The 18,178-nt window shown below is 71.9% G+C and carries 24 protein-coding genes; 18 read left to right on the top strand and 6 right to left on the bottom strand.

Features of this window, described 5'->3' with window-relative positions:
* Nucleotides 1-23: 23 nt before the first annotated feature.
* The 4 genes from FHU33_RS09785 to FHU33_RS09770 are packed head-to-tail and all read left to right on the top strand — an operon-like array spanning nucleotide 24 to nucleotide 1,052.
* Nucleotides 24-308: a hypothetical protein gene (locus FHU33_RS09785; RefSeq protein ID WP_142025188.1), complete on the top strand. Its 285-nt coding sequence runs from the start codon at nucleotides 24-26 to the stop codon at nucleotides 306-308.
* The gene (locus FHU33_RS09780) at nucleotides 305-562 is read left to right on the top strand and encodes a hypothetical protein (protein WP_142025187.1); all 258 of its coding nucleotides are present in this window, start codon (nucleotides 305-307) and stop codon (nucleotides 560-562) included. Before FHU33_RS09785 ends, FHU33_RS09780 begins: the two co-directional genes overlap by 4 nt.
* Nucleotides 559-825 (top strand): hypothetical protein, encoded by a 267-nt coding sequence (locus FHU33_RS09775; RefSeq protein WP_142025186.1) that lies wholly within the window; start codon nucleotides 559-561, stop codon nucleotides 823-825. The genes FHU33_RS09780 and FHU33_RS09775 overlap by 4 nt, the downstream gene beginning before the upstream one ends.
* The gene (locus FHU33_RS09770; protein ID WP_142025185.1) at nucleotides 822-1,052 is read left to right on the top strand and encodes a hypothetical protein; all 231 of its coding nucleotides are present in this window, start codon (nucleotides 822-824) and stop codon (nucleotides 1,050-1,052) included. The genes FHU33_RS09775 and FHU33_RS09770 overlap by 4 nt, the downstream gene beginning before the upstream one ends.
* A gap of 27 nt (nucleotides 1,053-1,079) precedes the next feature.
* On the opposite strand, the gene FHU33_RS09765 is transcribed toward FHU33_RS09770, so the two are convergent.
* Nucleotides 1,080-1,862 carry a hypothetical protein gene (locus tag FHU33_RS09765; protein WP_142025184.1) on the bottom strand — a complete coding sequence of 261 codons (783 nt, stop codon included), beginning with the start codon at nucleotides 1,860-1,862 and terminating at the stop codon, nucleotides 1,080-1,082.
* Between the two features lie 155 nt (nucleotides 1,863-2,017).
* Between FHU33_RS09765 and FHU33_RS09760 the strand changes: the two genes are divergently transcribed.
* Nucleotides 2,018-2,632 (top strand): hypothetical protein, encoded by a 615-nt coding sequence (locus tag FHU33_RS09760; protein WP_142025183.1) that lies wholly within the window; start codon nucleotides 2,018-2,020, stop codon nucleotides 2,630-2,632.
* Between the two features lie 28 nt (nucleotides 2,633-2,660).
* Here FHU33_RS09760 and FHU33_RS09755 read toward each other — a convergent pair whose 3' ends face one another.
* From FHU33_RS09755 to FHU33_RS09745, 3 genes are read right to left on the bottom strand one after another with little or no spacing between them, the layout of a single operon-like run.
* Complete coding sequence (locus FHU33_RS09755) at nucleotides 2,661-3,416, bottom strand: hypothetical protein (RefSeq protein ID WP_142025182.1); 756 nt, start codon at nucleotides 3,414-3,416, stop codon at nucleotides 2,661-2,663.
* A gap of 31 nt (nucleotides 3,417-3,447) precedes the next feature.
* Nucleotides 3,448-5,349, bottom strand: coding sequence for a nickel-dependent hydrogenase large subunit (locus FHU33_RS09750; protein ID WP_142025181.1), 1,902 nt, complete (start codon nucleotides 5,347-5,349; stop codon nucleotides 3,448-3,450).
* A gap of 33 nt (nucleotides 5,350-5,382) precedes the next feature.
* Complete coding sequence (locus tag FHU33_RS09745) at nucleotides 5,383-6,744, bottom strand: NADH-quinone oxidoreductase subunit B family protein (RefSeq protein ID WP_211355058.1); 1,362 nt, start codon at nucleotides 6,742-6,744, stop codon at nucleotides 5,383-5,385.
* Nucleotides 6,745-6,848: 104 nt separating this feature from the next.
* On the opposite strand from FHU33_RS09745, the gene FHU33_RS09740 reads away from it, so the two are divergent.
* Genes FHU33_RS09740 through FHU33_RS09730 form a run of 3 tightly spaced genes read left to right on the top strand, consistent with a single transcriptional unit; the run spans nucleotide 6,849 to nucleotide 8,376 of the window.
* Nucleotides 6,849-7,235: a hypothetical protein gene (locus FHU33_RS09740; protein ID WP_142025180.1), complete on the top strand. Its 387-nt coding sequence runs from the start codon at nucleotides 6,849-6,851 to the stop codon at nucleotides 7,233-7,235.
* Complete coding sequence (locus FHU33_RS09735; protein ID WP_170182390.1) at nucleotides 7,232-7,609, top strand: helix-turn-helix transcriptional regulator; 378 nt, start codon at nucleotides 7,232-7,234, stop codon at nucleotides 7,607-7,609. The genes FHU33_RS09740 and FHU33_RS09735 overlap by 4 nt, the downstream gene beginning before the upstream one ends.
* Nucleotides 7,606-8,376 (top strand): ATP-binding protein, encoded by a 771-nt coding sequence (locus tag FHU33_RS09730; protein WP_170182389.1) that lies wholly within the window; start codon nucleotides 7,606-7,608, stop codon nucleotides 8,374-8,376. The genes FHU33_RS09735 and FHU33_RS09730 overlap by 4 nt, the downstream gene beginning before the upstream one ends.
* A gap of 99 nt (nucleotides 8,377-8,475) precedes the next feature.
* Here FHU33_RS09730 and FHU33_RS09725 read toward each other — a convergent pair whose 3' ends face one another.
* Nucleotides 8,476-8,763, bottom strand: coding sequence for a hypothetical protein (locus FHU33_RS09725; RefSeq protein ID WP_142025177.1), 288 nt, complete (start codon nucleotides 8,761-8,763; stop codon nucleotides 8,476-8,478).
* Nucleotides 8,764-8,979: 216 nt separating this feature from the next.
* On the opposite strand from FHU33_RS09725, the gene FHU33_RS09720 reads away from it, so the two are divergent.
* The gene (locus FHU33_RS09720) at nucleotides 8,980-9,156 is read left to right on the top strand and encodes a phage holin family protein (protein WP_142025176.1); all 177 of its coding nucleotides are present in this window, start codon (nucleotides 8,980-8,982) and stop codon (nucleotides 9,154-9,156) included.
* Nucleotides 9,153-9,386: a phage holin family protein gene (locus FHU33_RS09715; protein ID WP_142025175.1), complete on the top strand. Its 234-nt coding sequence runs from the start codon at nucleotides 9,153-9,155 to the stop codon at nucleotides 9,384-9,386. Before FHU33_RS09720 ends, FHU33_RS09715 begins: the two co-directional genes overlap by 4 nt.
* A gap of 10 nt (nucleotides 9,387-9,396) precedes the next feature.
* Here the strand turns inward: FHU33_RS09715 and FHU33_RS24925 are convergent, their stop codons facing one another.
* Nucleotides 9,397-10,311: a cytochrome c oxidase assembly protein gene (locus FHU33_RS24925; protein ID WP_170182388.1), complete on the bottom strand. Its 915-nt coding sequence runs from the start codon at nucleotides 10,309-10,311 to the stop codon at nucleotides 9,397-9,399.
* A 192-nt stretch (nucleotides 10,312-10,503) separates the two neighbouring features.
* Here FHU33_RS24925 and coxB point away from each other — a divergent pair, with 192 nt between their 5' ends.
* From coxB to FHU33_RS09670, 8 genes are read left to right on the top strand one after another with little or no spacing between them, the layout of a single operon-like run.
* On the top strand, nucleotides 10,504-11,469 hold the full coding sequence (gene coxB / locus FHU33_RS09705) for a cytochrome c oxidase subunit II (protein ID WP_170182387.1): 966 nt from the start codon (nucleotides 10,504-10,506) through the stop codon (nucleotides 11,467-11,469).
* Entirely contained in the window at nucleotides 11,466-13,370 is a 1,905-nt protein-coding gene (gene ctaD, locus FHU33_RS09700; RefSeq protein ID WP_142025172.1) for a cytochrome c oxidase subunit I, read from the top strand. Before coxB ends, ctaD begins: the two co-directional genes overlap by 4 nt.
* The gene (locus tag FHU33_RS09695) at nucleotides 13,367-13,975 is read left to right on the top strand and encodes a cytochrome c oxidase subunit 3 (RefSeq protein WP_142025171.1); all 609 of its coding nucleotides are present in this window, start codon (nucleotides 13,367-13,369) and stop codon (nucleotides 13,973-13,975) included. Before ctaD ends, FHU33_RS09695 begins: the two co-directional genes overlap by 4 nt.
* Nucleotides 13,972-14,457 carry a hypothetical protein gene (locus FHU33_RS09690; RefSeq protein ID WP_142025170.1) on the top strand — a complete coding sequence of 162 codons (486 nt, stop codon included), beginning with the start codon at nucleotides 13,972-13,974 and terminating at the stop codon, nucleotides 14,455-14,457. Before FHU33_RS09695 ends, FHU33_RS09690 begins: the two co-directional genes overlap by 4 nt.
* Nucleotides 14,458-14,470: 13 nt before the next feature.
* On the top strand, nucleotides 14,471-14,863 hold the full coding sequence (locus FHU33_RS09685; RefSeq protein ID WP_170182386.1) for a c-type cytochrome: 393 nt from the start codon (nucleotides 14,471-14,473) through the stop codon (nucleotides 14,861-14,863).
* Nucleotides 14,860-15,732 (top strand): c-type cytochrome, encoded by an 873-nt coding sequence (locus FHU33_RS09680; protein WP_170182385.1) that lies wholly within the window; start codon nucleotides 14,860-14,862, stop codon nucleotides 15,730-15,732. Before FHU33_RS09685 ends, FHU33_RS09680 begins: the two co-directional genes overlap by 4 nt.
* Nucleotides 15,729-16,535 (top strand): QcrA and Rieske domain-containing protein, encoded by an 807-nt coding sequence (locus FHU33_RS25400; protein WP_246063462.1) that lies wholly within the window; start codon nucleotides 15,729-15,731, stop codon nucleotides 16,533-16,535. The genes FHU33_RS09680 and FHU33_RS25400 overlap by 4 nt, the downstream gene beginning before the upstream one ends.
* Entirely contained in the window at nucleotides 16,532-17,827 is a 1,296-nt protein-coding gene (locus FHU33_RS09670) for a cytochrome b N-terminal domain-containing protein (protein ID WP_142025167.1), read from the top strand. The genes FHU33_RS25400 and FHU33_RS09670 overlap by 4 nt, the downstream gene beginning before the upstream one ends.
* Nucleotides 17,828-18,178: the final 351 nt, after the last annotated feature.

Here is an 18,178-nt window from a genome sequence, read left to right as displayed (position 1 = left end):
GCGTCATGTAGTAGCGTCCGGGCGTGATGCTGGTCACACCAGGTGCGGCGGCACCCACGGTCCGGTCCGCGCTGAGCAGCGCCTCCGTGCGATGGAAGCTCGGCTGGTGCGCGGGTGGGGCGGTCGTGGTCGTCAGCGCCGGGCTGCTGCTGACGATCATCGGGTACGCCCGCCGCATCGCCCGGCAGGCCGACGAGATCACGGCCGCGCTGGAGGGCACGCGCCAGAACACCGCTCCGCTGTTCGACCTCGTGGGGGTCAATCGCCACCTCGAGCGCATCCTCGCCCCATCGGAGGAGAAGCCGTGAACCGCGGCGAGCACCTGGCCGCCGTCGCCGGACTGGGTGCCGGGGCCGCGGTCATCGGCGTGGCGGGCCTGCTGCTGCACCGCACACTGGCCGTGGCCCAGGAGATCGGCCGGTACGCCGACGACATCGCGGCAGCCGCCTCCGCGCTGCGCGGCAACACCGAACTCGCGGGGCACCTGACGACCTTGGGAGCGGGGGCCGCCCGCCTCCGTGCCGCCGCGGACGGTTCGGCGGCGGAAGGGGCGCGTCGATGAAGCACCGGGATCCGAACGAACTGCGGTGGCTCGCCACCCTCGCCGGCGGCGGAGTGGCCGTCCTGGCGGTCGCGGGGCTGCTGGAGACGCTGCGCCGCAGTGTCGTGAACGTCGACGAGGCGGTCGACCGGGTGTGGACGGCGGGGAAGCTGGTCGCGCAGAACACCCAAGCGGGGCACCTGCTGCGACAGACGACGGCGCGGGCGGCGACGTTGCGCGATCACCTGGAGTCGGCGAACGGCGCGAAGGAGCGTGCTCGGTGAAGAAGCGTCTGATCGCACTCACCCTCGGCGAGGTCGCCGTCCTGGTCGGCGCACTGGCCGGCTACCTCGTCGCCATCACCCGCACCCTGCGAGACGTCTCCCAGACGCTGGCCCGGATCACCATGGGCGTCCGCGCCATCGAGCGGCAGACCGAGCCGATCGGACCCGCGCTGCGGGAGGTGAACACCGACCTCGACGCCGTCGCGTCGGCACTCGAGCGCGGCTGACCTCCGGGATCCCGCCTCGAGGGCCGGTCAGGAGCCGGCCTGCTCCAGGGCCTCGGCCGGCAGCGTGTAGTCGCCGCTCATGACGAATTGCACGTCGCGGAACTCGCCGAGCTCCGCGCAGCCCTCGGGGGCGAAGCAGAAGAAGTACCCGGCGATGGTGCCCTCCCCGCGCAGCTGCTCGTAGGGCCCCGTCCCGCCGACAATCTCCAGAGAGCCTTCCCACACGACGGTCTCGGCCGTGGCCTCCACCGCCTGCGCGGTCCACTCGATGCGGATGCGGTCCTTCTCCGGGTCCGGCACCGGGTCGGGATCGGGCGTCACCCCCGGTCGCAGCTGGCAGACGGTGAGCTCCAACGTGCCATCCAGTTGCATCGCGCCGTCATCCCCCTCCGTGACTTCGAACTCCAGCGGATGGGAACGGCTCGACACCGGGACGCGGCTGCCCTCGACCAGTCCGTTGAAGGCGGGTAGGTCACCGGAGATGTTGTTGACCGGTGCGTTCCCGGTGCAGGGAATGGCGGCGTAGCGATAGGGGCCCTCGCCCTGGGCCGTGCCGTCCCACGGGTTCGGCTGCTGTTCCTCGACGCCGGCGCCGGCGTAGGGAGTCGTGTGAGCCATCTCGATCATGCTGAACGACCCGCGGATCTCGTCCTCGTCCCGCTGCAGGACCGGACGGCCCTCCTCGGCGCTGTCCGGCGCCGTCGCGGCAGGCGGTTCTTCGGCGGCCGGATCGTCGTCCCCGCTGCCGCAGGCCGCCAGCAGCAGGCTGGCAGCCAGTACGAGGCTCACGGACAGTGCGCTGCGAGGCATGGCTGTTCTCCCTTGTGGCGAAGGCGTCACGACGGGGTCACCCCCTATGGCGGCCGGATCCGGATGCTCGCACGTCGGAGCGTCGTCCGGAACGGTTTGACGGCCCCGGCTCGTGGTGGCACGGTCGACCCGGACGCCGAGGTCGGTGGAGGTGCATGATGCGCGGCATCGTGATCGGGTTCTGCAGCGCTCTGTTCCTGGTGACCAGCGGCACGGGAGCACTGGCCTGCGACACCGGATCCTGGCTCCAGGTCAGCGGTGCAGCCGGAGCCGGGACGCCGGTGACCGTACACGGGGGCGGCCTCGAACCAGGCCCGCTCACGTTGGTCTGGGACCGCTCGGGTGGCGAGATCCTCGGCTCCGCATCCGTCACGCTCGACGGGCGGATGGCGGTCGACGTCCAGATTCCCGCCACCGCCGCCGGACGGCACAAGATCATCGCTGTCCCCGCCGCTGCGGCCGGGTCGCCGGTCGACCTGCACGCCTGGACCGACGTGGTGGTCGCCAGCGCGGTGGTTGAGCCGCGGCCCGCGCCGGTGAGCACGGGTCAGGCCACGGCGGAGTCTTCGCTGGGAAAGCAGGTCGGGGCCGGACTCGCCGCTCTCCTGGTGGTCTTCCTGGGTCTCGCCGCCCGGCGCCGGCGCGCGGCCGTCCGTGCAGCGGCGGGCAGTACTCGCGAGATCGACGGCCTCGACACCGAACTCGCCGAATGGCTCGGCGAACACGAGCACGAACGTCCTTCCGTGACGGGCTCGCCGGCCGGCCCCTGACAGCCGCGGGCCGCCCGCACGCCGACCGTCACGGCGTGCGCACTGCCTCCAGCGCCGTCAAGCGGTCGAGTTCCTCGACGAGCGCCCACCACAGGCCCCAGTCGCGGTGGTCCATCCCGTCGCTGCCCGCGCCCGCCGCGATCCGGAGCCGGAGCTCGTCCCGCAACCGGAACGTGGCACCCCAGCGGGCGTCCCGGTCGAGGCGCACCAGCTCGTCCAGCAGCGCGCGAACTGCGCGCAGCGCGGCCGAGTCCCCGAGCCGATCCCCCTCGAGGAGCGTGCGCAGCTCGCCGGCGAGTTCGAGCAAGGGGGCTCGGCGCACCTCGGCCCGCACGATCGCCAGAGCGTCGTCGAATGCGGCGGCGGCCGACGGGCTCAACCCCTCCCCCGGCCCGACCTCGTCGGGCTCCACCTCCACCGTCACCGTCCGCGCCGGCAGCGCCCCCAGCCCGACGGCGACCTCGACGACGAGGTCCACGTGGACGTAGCCGACGACCGCGTCCCCGACCGCCGCCTGCACCTTCTCCGGTGTCAGCCGCGGCGGATCGATCCGCCGGCGCTCGACCGTCCCGGGCCTCCGTCCGCGCCGGACCGCCGAGACGAGCACGAGCAGGTCGGGGCGCAGGTCCTCCAACCGCTGCGCGACAGCCACCGCCCCGTAGTACAGGTCCTCGACGAGGACGCCGGAGCCGAGGCCTTCGCCGAGGAGCCGCTCGACGGCCAGCCGGCCGAGGTCGAGGTCGCGCTGGAACAGCTCGCTCACCCCACCGACGAGGACGGTCACGGGCATCCCATGCCCGTGAGTCGCCATGCCGTCAGTCACCACCGCAGGAGCAGGTGTTGACCTCGCGCACGACCTCACCGGCACCGGTGTGGACGTGTGTGGTGCACGGCATGCACGGGTCGAAGCTACGGATGGCCCGCAGCATGTCGATGCTGGTGAAGTCCGACGGATCGGACATCTTCTCGAGGATGGGCGTGTTCATCACGGCCTCCTCGTACGGGCCGGGTTGATCCCAGGGGTCGCGCGGTGAGGCGTTGATCGTCGACGGCGTGCAGATCTGGTAGTTGGTGATCTTCCCCTTGTCCATGACCAGGTGGTGCGTGAGCCACCCGCGGCCGGCGCCCCACCAGCCCACGCTGATCCGCTCGTCCTTGGGGATGGCCTTCTCCAGCTCCTGCGGGTCGAGGGCGGCGACCCGGCGTTCGCCCTGCCGCTGCATCTCGTAGGCCTGCAGCAGGCTCTCGAGACCGACCAACTGGCTGAACAGGTAGTGGTAGGCGCGGCCGCGGTTGCGCTCGAAGGCGTTCCACTTCTCCGGCACGTGCCACTCGACCTCGCTCTCCGCGGTCGTCCCCCTGGGGATCACGAACCGCATGCCCGAGCCGCTGGCCGACATGAACTGGCTCTCCGGCATCTTCTGCGCCTTGGCGGTCATGAGGAGCCGCGAGTACGCACCGGCCTCGACGACCTGGCGATCCCACCGGGGGGTGCAGGCCCAGGTGTACTTGTCCTTCCAGTTCTTGGCGCCGGGCTTGGGCAGGGTCCGCTTGTTCCAGGGGTGGTAGGGCGACAGCGGGTTGCCCAGCGGGTCGGTGGGGAAGCGGGAGGTCGAGGACTCCTCGTAGAAGGAGTGCTCGACGAACTCCTCCCAGCCGATGTTGATGTCGGTGAGCCGGGTGGTCACGAGTTCGCCGTCGATCACCACGCCCGGTGTCGACCAGCGCTTCTCGCCCCAGTCGTTGCAGTTGGCGTACGTGGCGTCGTAGGCGTACGGGTCGTCCCAGTAGCCGGGATCGATCTGGCTGGTCGGCCGGTAACCGGTCAGCTGGTAGCGGTCGTCGGCCTCGTAGAAGAACGTGGGGATGTCGTCCCACACCGCGATCATCCGCCGGGCGTAGTCGTAGATCTTGCCCAGCCGCGAGTGGTACTCGTTGAGCGTCTGCAGGGTCAGGGTGGTCGAGACACCACCGGGCACGACGTTCTCCGGATGCGGGTACTTGCCGGCCAGGAGCACCACCATCTCGCGCGAGAGCCGGGTGAACTCCAGTCCCTCCCGATAGAGCTTGCCGGTCAGCGGGTTGAGTGCCTCCATGAGCTCGGCCATGGTCGAGAAGCCGTGGATGTCCGCGCTGGGGCACTTCCACCCCTCGGCCTTCGTCCACAGTTCCGGATTGGTCGTCTTGACGACCGACTCCGAGTAGTCGGGCCCGGCGAGCAGGTACAGGTGCAGCGGATTGTCGTATCCCATCTCGGCCGCCTCGACCATGTTGCGCACCACCGTCCCCAGCGGCGGCGGCGTGATGCCCATGGCGGACTCGATGGCGTACGCGGCGGCATGCGAGTGCACACCACCGCACACCCCGCAGGCGCGGGAGGCCACGAAGATGGCGTCCCGCGGATCACGTCCCATGAGGATGACCTCGTATCCCCGGAACAGCGTCGCCACGGCGTGTGAGTCGAGATACGCGCCGTTCTGGAGGTCGGCGGTCACGTGCACCGCCAGGGCGCCGGCCACGCGGGTGACCGGGTCCATGTTCAGGTCCTTGATGTGCCCGTTGCGGGCCACCAGGCGCTCGATGCGGGCGGTGCGCTCCTCCTCGGTCAGGCCCACATCCGGCTTGGTCACCGTGACGTCGTACGGATTGGGGATGCCGCCGCGCAGGGTGGCCCGCCCGCGCTCGTCGAACTCGACGGGCAGGGTCTTGAAGCACATCGCGTCTCCTCTGTCGGTCGGACGCGGGACAGCTCAGACCCGCGGGTCGGGGCTGCCGCCGCTGGGTGCTTCGTCGCGCCTGCCCCACACCTCGGCCTTCGCCTTCCCCCGGTCACCCGAGCGGCGCAGCATGTCGTAGAACTTGTGGTTCACCTGGGCCAGGACCGACGGCTCGGCCATCTCCCGGCCGAATCCGCTGGGCGTCGCACCTTGCCGGTCCCAGCGCACCTCGCGGTTGAGGTTGTTGTTGCTGAACTTGCGCAGCGGCCGGATGACGCTGCCCACCATCCGGGAGACCGTGGTGGAGGCGAACGAACCGGGCGGCCGCTTGTAGAAGGGGGTGAACTTGTCGGGGAAGCCGGGCATCGTGCAGCCGATGCACGGCCCACCGGCGTTCATGCAGCCCCCGACGTGGTTGATCATGCCGCGCGAGGTGATGTTGCAGTTGACCACCGGCCCCCAGCAGCCGACCTCGACGAGGCACTCGGGGTCACCGAACTCCTCGGCGAAGTCGCCCTCCTCGTAGTACGCGCCGCGCACGCAGTTGCGGTGCACCGTCTCGCCGAACAGCCACGCCGGCCGGCCCAGCTCGTCGAACTCCGGCAGGGGGCCGAAGCCCTGCAGGAAGTACAGGATCGCGGCGACGGTCTCGGTGAAGTTGTCACCGATGGGCGGGCAGCCGGGGACGTTGACCACCGGGACGCCGAAGGTGGAGCGGTAGTCCTTGCCCAGCCAGTCCATCAGGCTCATCGCGCCGGTGGGGTTGCCCTCGGCCGACGGGACGCCGCCCCACGTGGCGCACGTCCCGATGGCCATCATCGCCGCCGCATTGGGCGCCAGCCGCGCGACCCACTCGGACGCGGTCACGGGCCGCATCTCGCCGTCCGGCCCCCACGGCTCCTCCCCCTGGCCGGCCCAGTAGCCACCGGAGGCATAGGCGGCCAGCTCGTCCGAGATGGAACCTTCCAGCACGACGGCGTAGGGCGCGTTCAGCGTGCCGGCGATCGCCTCTTCCGCGGCACGCACGTAGTGCGGGCCCGATTCCATGTTGAGCACCGGGTGGTGGAGGACCACTCGAGGCAGCCCTGGATGCGCCGTCAGCAGCAGGCTCTCGATGGACGGAGTCGTCGCACCCGTGACTGCGACGCTGCAGCCGTCGCAGCTCATGCCCGCGAACCAGAACACGTGCAGCTTCTCCAGCGGACCGAACCGCTTCGGGTGCCTGGCGTCGGCCACCGAAGAGAGCATGTCCTCGGTGACCGCGCCGGAGGGCAGGCCGAAGGCACCGACCTCCTCCTTGTCGTGGAAACGCTCCACCGGACCGAGCGCGTCGAGCAGCTCCTGAGCCGGGGTGCGGGCCTGCAGCTTCGGCGATCTGGTCTGTCGATCTTCCATGCCATGCTCCCGGGGGAGAGGACGCCGGTAGATGCACCGTACAGCTAGCCGGCCGGCCCGGTGTAGCGTGCATCACACCTCGGTCACGGCTCGGAGACGCTGACGTGGATGAATTGCACCCGCCCAAGTCGGAGGCGCTGCGCAGCCTCTACTGGCGCAGCGAGATCCTCCAGGTCATGTTCTGGCTGCGCGGGGAAGGCCTCGGCGACGTCGTCGACGCGCCGCTGCTCGAGCGCTTCCTGGGAGTCGAGGCCCGCGTCGGGCTCGCGTACCTGGACCAACTGGTCGTCGACGGCTTCCTCGAACGCGTCGCCACCGGCTACGCCCTCTCCGCAACCGGGATGGCGGAGGGTCGCACGGAGTTCGCCTTGAGCTTCTCCGACCTGACCCGTCCCTCGCACGGCGAATGCAGCGCCGACTGCTGGTGCCACAACTCCGTGGAGGAGGCGCTGGCCTGCGCCGCCGAGCGTCCGCTCGGCGGGAACTCGTGACCCGGACGCCGCCCGAGGAGGTTGCCGTCGGGCTCCCCCGCAACTACCTCCGTCCCTGCCTGCTCCTCCTGCTGGCGGAGGGCACGTCCCACGGGTACGAGTTGCTGGAGCAGGTGGCCGCCCTCGGCCTGGACCGGGTGGATCCCGGCGGGCTGTACCGCAGCCTGCGAGCCATGGACGAGGAAGGACTCGTGCGCTCCACCTGGCAGCCGTCGACGACCGGACCGGCCCGGCGGACGTACGAGTTGACCGACGAGGGCCGCGAGTGGCTGCACGCGGTCGCCGGATCGCTGGCCGAGTTCGCGCGCAGCCTCGACGTCTACCGCAGGCGCTACGAGGCACTGGCCCTCGACGCCAGCCAGGCGCGGACGTGAGGCTGGCCGTCGCGGGCAAGGGCGGGGCGGGCAAGACCACGCTGTCGGCCACCGTGGCGCTTCTCGCCGCCCGAGGGGGTCGGCGCGTCGTGGCCGTCGACGCCGACGCCAATCCCAACCTGGCCACCGCTCTCGGGCTGCCCTCGGCAACCGCTCCGCCGCCCCCTGTCCCGCCGTCGCTCGTGTCCCGGCGGCGGGGCGGCGCCGGACTGCTCGAGCCGGTCGACGAGGTGCTGGACCGGTACGCGGTGGCCGGGCCGGACGGCATCCGGCTGCTCGCGATGGGCGCTGCTGCGCACGCCGACGAGGGCTGCCTGTGCGCCGCCCACGCCGTGGTCTCCTCCGTGCTGGAGGACCTCGGCGACCCGGGACTGCTGGTCGTCGTGGACATGGAGGCCTCCCCGGAGCACCTCAGCCGGGGCACCATCCGGCACGTCGACGCGGTGCTGCTGGTCGCCGAGCCGTATTACCGCTCGCTGGAGACGGTCCGGCGGATGAGCGCCCTCGTGGCCGAGCTCCCGGTACCGACGGTCGCGGTGGTGGCCAACAAGCTCCGCTCCCCCGGCGACCTAGACGCCGTCGAGGAGTTCTGCGCTCGGCACGACCTCACCTTCACCGGGGCGATCCCCTGGAGCGACGCCGTGGGGGCGGCCGACCGGGCGCGGGTGCCGGTCGTGCACTGGCCGGAGGCCCGGGACGTGGTCGTCGCCGCGCGAACCCTGGCCGCCTCCCTCGGCCGCATCACCGGAGACCCGCTGTTCGACTGACCGACGACACGTCGGCGCACAGGCAGGCTGGAGTCGTCGCTCCGGGTGCATGCCCGGATACTTCGCCGTCGCCGAGTCGCGGACGATGTCGATGACCTCTCAGGGATGCCCTGAAGCGTGACCTCGAGGACCGGCCGGCCGCGCGGTGATGACCGAGGCGGTCACCGGCCACGCCGTCACAGAAGCGACGGCCGCGCCGACGGACTCGCTGCCGTACTCGGCGGTTTCGCTGGCGGTGAGGTAGATGATCAGCCAGACCGCCAGTACGACCAGCACGACGCCTCCCACGATGGAAGCGATGAGCCGCAACGACCGCGGCCTCCGCTGCTCCGGGTCGGCCGGCCCTCGCTGCTGTCGCCGGTCATCATGATCGCCAGGAGTGCTCATCGTTCCTCCTCGTCTCGTGGTCCTGGTCTGCCCGTCTCCACGCCGAACAATCTTCCGATCAGTGATGTCGACCGCCTCCTGACCGCCCATCCGGCAGCCGCCGCCGCTGCTTCCGGCCAGGAGCTGGCCCGCGGGGGCTGCTGTTCGGTGTCGGTTGGCTCCGGAACCTGCGGGTAGGCCACCGGGCAGCCGTGTCCGAAGCGCCGAGGAGGACCGATGACCGAGAGCACTCCGGGCAGTTCCACCAGCGATCTGCTGCAGTCGCTGAGCGCAGACCTCAGCGCCCTGGTCCGCCAGGAATTCCAGCGGGCTCAGCAGGAGATGACCGGCAAGGCCCGGCAGGCCGGGGGGCCGGTGCGCTCCTCGGTGCCGCGGGTGTTCTCGGCGCCATGACGATCGGGAGCTCGACGGCCCTGCTCCTGCGCCTGCTGGACCGGCGGCTCTCCCCCACCGCCTCGGCCGCCCTGGCCACCGGTCTGTACGCCGGCGGCGCCGCCGCGCTGGGAGCCGCTGCCCTCGCGGAACTGCGCCGGGCCTGGCCGCTCGTGCCGGAGGAGACGGTGGTGAGCCTGCGGGACGACGTGCGGGCCGCGTCGGCTCCCGAACGCCCGACGACGACCTGAGCAGCCGGCCTCACGCCTCCAGCGAGGCCCGCCGGGCTTCCGGGACCACGCGTTCCGGGGCATCCGGCACATGGGGGACCGGCGGCTGCCGTTCCGTGTCGCCGACACGGACCACCCGCCACAGCAGGACGACGGCGGCCAGCAGGTAGACCGGCATACCGGCCATCCACATGAGCGCACCGGCCACCTGCTGGTCGACCACCGGATCGAAGCCGTGCTCGGCGGCCGCTCCGACGTAGACGTCGTACCAGGGCGTCGTCGAGAACAGCATGGCGCCGCCGAGCACCGCCTCACCCAACGCCGGGATCAGCACGGCGACCAGTCCGGCCACCAGCTGCCCCAGGCGCCGGCGCGGAACGCGGAGCACGTTCCACCAGAAGACCAGGGCGGCCGCCAGGAAGGTGAGGTGCTCCACGATGTGCACCGGCGTCGACAGGAGGGCGGCCTCGTACGCGGCCGGCAGGTGCCAGGCCAGGACGACGGCCAGGTAGAGGACCGCGACGACCAGGACGACCGCGGGTCGGCGGGCCCCCCGCACGAGCCGCGCCCACGGGCGGGCGACGACCGGTCGGACCGGCTCGGGCAGGGCCGCGATGATCCGGGGCACCGGATCGGCGAGCACGAGCAGCGGTGCGGCCACGAGCGTGAGGAGCAGGTGCTGGACCATGTGGGCGAGGAGGTAGTCCTCGCCGAGCCGCTCGATGGGCGAGGCCAGCGCGGCAGCGAGCGCGACGATGCCGAAGACCCATGCCACGCCCGGCCCGACCGTCGTCCAGGGCGACCGCCGGCGCGGCGCCGTCCAGGCGAGCAGGCACGGATAGCCGAGGGCGACCAGCGCGAGGAACGCCAGCGGCAGGACCGGCCAGTCCTGCGCCGCCCCGCCCACGTGGGCGAGAACGCTGCCCGTCGCCCTGTCCCCGGTCACCTGCGTCCTCCGGCGATGGTCTCGTCGGGCACCCTGTCCATCGTCCGAGTGTCGTGCGCGGCGACCCCCGCCGCAGGCCGGTCCGCTCGCACGAGTCCGTCGCCTGCGGTTGTGGAGCAGGGTCGTTAGGGTCGCAACGGTACGGGGGACGGCCCACCCGGCCGCCCCGCGCACCGCCACGACAGGGGGTACGTGATCTTGTACACCGAAGCCCTGCCGGTGGCGGCGCCGGCACCGGGCTCGGTGCTCGATCCCGTGGGCCCCGACGCCGCGTCGATCGCGGGCCTCACCTGGTTCATGATCGCGCTCGGGGGCCTGCTGTGGCTGGCCACGGTGGTGTTCCTCGTCCTCGCGCTGCGGCACCGTGCACGCCGGGCACCTCAGCGCAACACCCGGGGCGCCAAGGCCTTCATCGCGGTGTGGGGCGTGGTCATCCCCATGCTCGTCCTGCCCGCGGTGTTCGCCTACAGCCTCGTGGTGGGGATAGGGGTCTCCCGGCCCGCACCTCCCGAGGCCCTGGACATCGAGGTCGTCGGCTACCAGTTCTGGTGGGAGGTCCGCTACCCCGACAGCGGCGTGGTCACCGCCAACGAGGTGCACGTCCCCGTCGGACGCCCCGTCCAGTTGCAGCTGAACTCCGCGGACGTCATCCACAGCCTCTGGGTGCCTCCCGTCTCCGGCAAGGTCGATCTCGTGCCGGGCCGGGAGAACACGATGACCTTCCAGGTCGACGAACCCGGCACCTACCTCGGCGAGTGCGCCGAGTTCTGCGGCATCCAGCACGCGCGCATGCAGTTCGTGCTGGTGGCGCAGCCGGAGGAGGAGTTCGAGGAGCACCTGCGCACTCTGCAGCTGTCCTCGGGAACGCCGGACACCGACCCGGAGCGAGCCGGCCGGGACGTGTTCCTGTCCGCCTCCTGCGGCGACTGCCATCGCATCGAGGACGTCAGCGAGGGGGGTATGGCCCCGGCCCCAGACCTCACCCACCTCGCCTCGCGCGACACGATCGCCGCCGGGATGCTCGAGAACAACCGCGGCAACCTGGCCGGCTGGATCCTCGACCCGCAAGGTCTCAAGCCGGGGGTGCGCATGCCGCCGAACAACCTCGGCGGCGACGACCTGCAGGCGCTCCTCGTCTACCTGGAGAGCCTGGAATGACGCTGCTGCGGGACCGACCGGGCACCGAGGACCCGCTGGCCGAGGCCTGGGCCACCCCCCGTGGGCTGGCCGGGTCCCTGACCGCGCTCAACCACAAGCAGGTCGCCCAGCGGTTCCTCATCACCGCGTTCGTCTTCTTCGCCCTCGGCGGCATCCAGTCGCTGTTCATGCGCTGGCAGCTCGGCAGCGCGGAGAGCACGTTCCTCGACGCGCAGACCTACAACGAGCTGTTCACCATGCACGGCACGACGATGATGTTCCTCTTCGCCGTGCCCGTCGGCGAGGCGTTCGCGATGTACGTCCTGCCGCTGATGCTGGGCACCCGCGACCTGCCCTTTCCCCGGTTGACGGCGTTCGGCTACTACATCTACGTCCTGGGCGGAATCTTCCTCTACGCCAGCTTCTTCTTCGGCGAGGTCCCGGACGGTGGCTGGTTCTCCTACGTCCCGCTGACCAACGGGGAGTACTCCCCCAGCTCGTCGATCGACTTCTGGCTGCTCGGCGTCACGTTCGTCGAGATCGCGACCATCGGCGGAGCCATCGAGCTGGTGGTCCTCATCCTCCGCAACCGGGCCCCCGGCATGAAGATCAGCCGGATGCCGCTGCTGGCCTGGAACGTCCTGGTCACCGGGGTGTCGATCATCTTCGCGTTCCCGCCGCTGGTCGTGGCCAGCGTGCTGCTGGAACTGGACCGCACGGTCGGAACGCACTTCTACGACCCCGCCACCGGTGGCGACGCGTTGCTGTGGCAGCACCTGTTCTGGTTCTTCGGGCATCCCGAGGTCTACATCATCCTGCTGCCCGGGCTGGGCATCGTCTCCACGATCGTGCCGGTCCTCGCCCGCACCCGGATCGTCGGCTACAGCCTGATCGCCGTGTCGACCGTCGCGATCGGCATCCTCGGTTTCGGCGTCTGGGTGCACCACATGTTCACCACCGGCCTGCCGCAGCTCGGGCTCGCGTTCTTCTCCCTGGCCAGCCTCTTCATCCCCATCCCGAGCGCGATCCAGATCTCGGCGTGGATCGCCACCCTGTGGCAGGGACGCGTTGTCTGGAAGACGCCGTTGCTCTACGTCGTGGGCTTCGTCGTCATCTTCGTGGCCGGCGGCGTCACCGGCGTGATGGTGGCCTCCGTGCCGTTCGACCAGCAGGCGCACGACACCTACTTCGTGGTCGCGCACTTCCACTACGTCCTCATCGGCGGGATGCTCTTCCCGGTGCTGGCCGGGTTGTACTTCTGGTTTCCCAAGATCACCGGCCGTCTGCTGTCCGAACGCTCCGGCAAGCTCAGCTTCTGGCTCACCTTCGTCGGGTTCAACCTCACCTTCTTCCCGCTGCACATCACCGGACTGCAGGGCATGCCGCGACGGGTCTACACCTACGCGGAGAACACCGGCTGGGAACCGACGCAGGCACTGTCCACGATCGGCAGCATCGTGCTCACGACCGGCCTCCTGGTGACGCTCGGCAACGTCATCTCCAGCGCGCGGTACGGCGAGGGGGCCGGCGACGACCCCTGGGGCGGCGAGACCCTCGACTGGTGGGTGAGCTCGCCGCCGCCGGCTTACAACTTCCGGGCCATCCCGGAGGTGGCCGGCCGCTCCCCGCTGTGGGACACCCAGCCGTTCCAGCCGCGGTACGACCCGTCGACGTGGCAGGAGGAACTGCTCGAGCCCCCGGGCCAGGTGCGGCAGACCGTGCTCACCAGCCTGCTCGACGCGGCGCCCGAGGAAGTCGTCACGCTGCCGAAGCAGTCCTGGTGGCCGCTGCTGATGGCTGCCTTCCTCGTGCTGGCCCTGGGTGGCGTGCTCGTCTCGGTCTACCCGCTCTCGCTGGCGGGCCTCCTCGGCTCGGTGTGCGTCGGGATCGCGTGGACCTGGAGCAGGGAGGACGGCTCGTGAGGACCAGCGGGTACGCCGGCGACCCGGCGCCCCGGCCCGCCCCGGCCATCGCGCGGGACTCCGGCTGGTGGGGGATGCAGCTGACCCTCTGGGTGCTGATCTCGATGCTGGCCGCGCTGCTCTTCTCCTACTACTACCTGCGGACCGGTGCCTCGACCTGGCCGCCGCCGCCGGCCGAGGACCCGGTCCTGTGGCGGACCGGGATCGCCACAGGGTTGCTGGTCCTCAGCGTGGTGCCGGCCGCGGTCGTCCACGTCGCGGCCCGATCCGGGCGCGCCGGGGGGCGACTGCCCGCCGCGCTGGCCGTCGCACTGGTCATCGGCGCGGCGTTCCTGGCCATCCAGCTGGCCGACTATCCGGCCAACGGCATCGATCCGCAGCGGGACGTCTACGGCTCGCTGGTCCTGGCCCTCGCCGGGTTCCACCACATCAACGCCGTTCTCGTCCTCATCGGGTTCGCCGTCGTCGCCCTGAAGGTGCGCGGGGATCGGATGCAGCCGCGCGACCAGCAGATGGCGGTGACCGTGGCCTACTACTGGTACTTCGTCGTGGGTTCCTGGCTGGTGATCGCCTTCACCCTCTACCTCACGCCGAGGTTCTGGTGACGGCGGCGACCCCGGAGACGAAGCGGCCGGGCGTCCGGCCGATCATCTTCTGGTTCGCGGTGACCGGTGGCACCGCCGCCTGGCTGCTGCACCTGCTGGCCGGCTACTGGACGATCGAGGCCAGCTGCCCGACCGACGGCCTCGGGCTGCCGGTGTTCCTCGTGATCCTGACGGTGCTCCTCACGGCCGTCGTCGCCGCCGCCTGCTACGCGGCGTGGTGGACGCTGCGCCGGCTGCCCGATCCCAGGACCGGCGAGGTGGACGCCCCGACCGCGCCACGGCCGCCGCTGTGGCCGACGAGCGAGCGGCGCCGGGTGCTGCGGGAGCAGGCGCAGGAGTACCCGGCCCGGGCATGGGACGCCGTGCCGGACACGGCGCGCAACCGCTTCCTCGTCACCGGCGGCCTGTACATGAACCTCCTGTCGCTGGGCATGGTCGGGCTGGGGATCGTTCCGGTGCTGGCGATCGGACCGTGCTGGTGAGAGGAGCGTGCTGGTGACCGGGCGATGGTGGGCCGGCGCGCCGACGGCGGCAGGCCTGGTGTTCGGCATCGTCGTCCTGGGCGGCTGCAGCAGCCTCGTCGAGGACACCGGGGAACCTCCCGGCGCACCTCAGGCGGGGCAGGAGCTGCTGCGCGAGTACGGCTGCCTGGCCTGTCACCAGGTCCCTGGGGTCGCCGGCCCGCAGGGCAGCGTCGGCCCCCCGCTGGCCGGCATCGCCGACCGCCGCACCATCGCCGGGATGCTGCCCAATACCCCGGACGACCTCGCCCGGTGGATCCAGGACCCGCAGGAGATCAACCCCGGCACCCTCATGCCCGACGTCGGCGTGACCGACGAGGACGTCGACGACATCGTCGCCTACCTCTACACGCTGGAGCGTCCGTGACCTCGCCCGACCGACGGAGACAGCGGCGCGGCGGGACGCTGCTCCCCCTCCTCGCGCTCGTCGCAGGGTGCGTGGGGCTGACCCTCCTCGTGCAGCCGGCCGACGCGGCCCCGGCGCCCGAGCCGGCGCGAGTGGACGTCGCAGCGGGCGCGTCGCTGTACCTGCGGTACTGCGGGCTGTGCCACGCCAACGACGGCAGCGGCGTCCCCGGAACCGGGGCCGCCGCCGGACCGGACCTGCGCGGCCTGCCGGTGGCGTACGTGGACCTCACGATCCGGACCGGGCGGATGCCGATCGTGCACCCGGAGGTGGGCGCGATCGAGGAGCAGTTGACCGCGGACGAGCGGCGCGCGGTGGTCGCGTGGATGACCGATGCGTTCGACCTCGAGGGCGAGATCCCCGAGGTCCTCCCCGGTGACCCCGGGCGGGGCCAGCTCCCGTGGCTCACCAACTGCGCCCCCTGCCACAGCGCGGCCGGGCAGGGCGGGATCTCGGCGGACGGCTCCCTGGCCCCCGACGTCACGGACGTCGACCCCACCGGCATCGTCGAGGCCATCAGGGTCGGTCCCTTCGAGATGCCTCAGTTCGGGGACGAGACGCTCAGCGACCAGGAGGCCGCGGACATCGCGGCCTACGTGGAGGAGCTCGCCGCTGCCGAGCCGACGCCGCTGGGGCTGACCGACATCGGCCGGGTGTACGCGGGGGCGGCCACCGGCGTGCTCGCTCTGGTCGTGGTGGGCGCGCTCGTCCTCGTCGTGCGGACCAGGCGCCGGCCGGCGGTCCCGCCGCCCGGCGTGCCCCCGGCCGAGGACGCCCCGCGGACCCCCGAGGGCCCGGCAGCGGACGACGACGCGGGAGCCCGGACGTGAGCGCGGCCGCGCCGGACGCCCCCGACCGGAGTGGCCTGCGCGGCCCCGTGCCGGTCGCGGTCGCCGGAGCCACGGTGCTGCTGTTCGCCGCATTCGTGGTCGGGCTGGTCGCGGGGTGGCGGACCGGACTGATCGGCACGCTCCTGGGCATCGGCCTGCTCGGCGCCGCCTTCCTCGTCGCCCAGGTCCGACCGCGCACCATCTCCGAGCTGGTCTGGCCCGACGAGCGCGAGGCCGGGGACGCGCCGGTGGCGGCCGCGGTCGCCCGGCACCCGGTGCGCCGCCGGTGGGTCCTCGGCGGCGCCGGGCTCGGCGCGCTGGGCGGCATCGGGCTGCTCGCCTGGCTGGGGCGCGACGAATCCCGCCGGACCCCGTGGCGGCGCGGCGTCCACGTGGTGACCGCCGACGGCGAGCGCATCCGGGCCGACGAGGTCCCCGTCGGTGGCTTCGGCACGGTGTGGCCGGAGGGATCCGAGCGCGCCGACTCCGCGTCCGCCGTCCTCGTCCGGCTGGCCGGTGACGCCGAGCCCCCGACCGTGCTCGAGTGGGTGGTGGGCCGGCGCATCGTCGTCTACTCGAAGATCTGCACGCACGCAGGCTGCCCGGTCGGGCTCTACCAGGAGATCGACGACTCGCTGTTCTGCCCCTGCCACCAGGCGACGTTCGACGCCGCGCGCGGTGCGGTGCCGACCTTCGGCCCGGCATCCCGTCCGCTTCCCCAGCTACCACTGGGCGTGGACGGGGACGGGTTCCTGGTGGCGACCGGGGGGTTCGCGGTGCCCGTGGGACCGGTGCGCGGATGACCGTCGCCGAGCGACTGCGGACCTCCGGCGGCGGCCGGACCGCCCGGAACGGCGCGCCGCGGTGGCTGCGCGAACTCGTCGTCCCCACGCACTGGTCCATGCTGCTCGGGCCGGTCGCGGTGGTGTGCTTCCTGGTGCTGCTCCTGACCGGCGTGGTCCTGACGTTCTTCTACGAGCCCTCCGCGCAACCGGTGGTCCACGACGGGTCCTCGGCGTTGTACGCCGGGCGCGAGCTGCCGGCCGCCTTCTCCTCCGTGGTGACCATCAGCGAGGACGTCCCCGGCGGGCAGCTGCTGCGGCGGGTGCACCGGGTGGCCAGCTACCTGTTCGTCGCGACGATCCTCGGCCACTTGCTCCGGGTGTTCCTCGGCGGGGCCTTCCGCGGGCGCCGGGCGACCAACTACCTGCTCGGCATGGTGCTGCTCCTGCTGGCCATCGTGCTCGGCTGGACCGGGCAGAACCTGATCTACGACGTCGTCACCGGGAGCAGCGTCCGGATCGGGCACACGATCGCCTCGAGCATCCCCTGGCTGGGCCCGGAGCTGGCCGCCCTCGTGTTCGGCGGACCGGACGCCTCCGACGCCGTCCCACGGCTGTTCTGGCTGCACGTGCTGGTGCTGCCGGTGGTGTTCGTGGCCGCGCTCGGCCTCCACCTGTGGCTGGTCGTCCGTCACCGGCACACCGTGCTGCCGCGGCGGCGGACGCCGGACGGCCGGACGGTCGTCGCCACGGCCAGTGGCGAGGGGCTGCGATCCCGCCTGCTGCTGCTCGGCCTCCTCACGGCCGCGGTGCTCGTGCTCGCCTCCGTGCTGGTGCCCTTCGGCGACGTGGAGCACATCGGCCCGTTCGTGCCGGGCGCGGCCAGCAATGACATGTACCCGGACTGGTACCTGCTGTTCGCCGAGGGCGGGATCGCGCTGCTGCCCGCGGTCGACGTCGCCGTCCTGGGCACCACGATCACCAATCCGCTGCTCGGGGGCGTCCTGCTGCCGGGCCTCATCGGCGTCGCCGTCCTGGGCTACCCCCTGGTGGAGCGCCTCTTCCGGCGGCGGCCGGCGGCCGAGCTCGACGTGACCGAGCGGGCGGTCGAGGCTCCCGGCCGGGTCGCGTTCGTCACGGCGGTCGCGGTCCTGGTCACGGTCCTGTCCCTCGGGGCGGCGAGCGCCGTCGTCGCGGAGATCCTCGTGGTCTCCCCGCAGTCGGTGATGGGGGTTCTGCGGGTCGCACTGGTGGCCGCACCGCTCCTCGCGGCCGCGGTCGCCTACTGGTACGCGAGGCGGCAGCGCGGCTGACGGCACGCGGGCGCGGCGTCAGCCGTCGATGAGTTCGGCAGCAAGGTGACTCCAGGGTGGGAAAGTCCCCGCCCGTCATGACATGCCGCCGCTTCCGGGGCCGAGATCACCGCGCCGAGTCCCGCAGCGCCCTGCTGGCATGCGCGTTGCGCCGCGCCAGCGGGCGTTGAGCCGCGCCCTGACGCGGCTCAACGTCCCCTGGAGCGGCTCGACCTGCCCTTCATGACTCGAGGGCATTTTCCACCCCGAGGTCACCGTGCTGCCGAACTCAGCCGTCGATGACCCTGGTCGGCTTCCGCGCCGCCGTCCGCTCCTCGGTCGCTGGCGCTCCCCGCGATGCTCCTGCGGCTG

It is taken from the genome of Blastococcus colisei (assembly GCF_006717095.1).
GTDB lineage: Bacteria > Actinomycetota > Actinomycetes > Mycobacteriales > Geodermatophilaceae > Blastococcus_B > Blastococcus_B colisei.
This window is presented reverse-complemented; position numbering and strand designations above follow the sequence as displayed.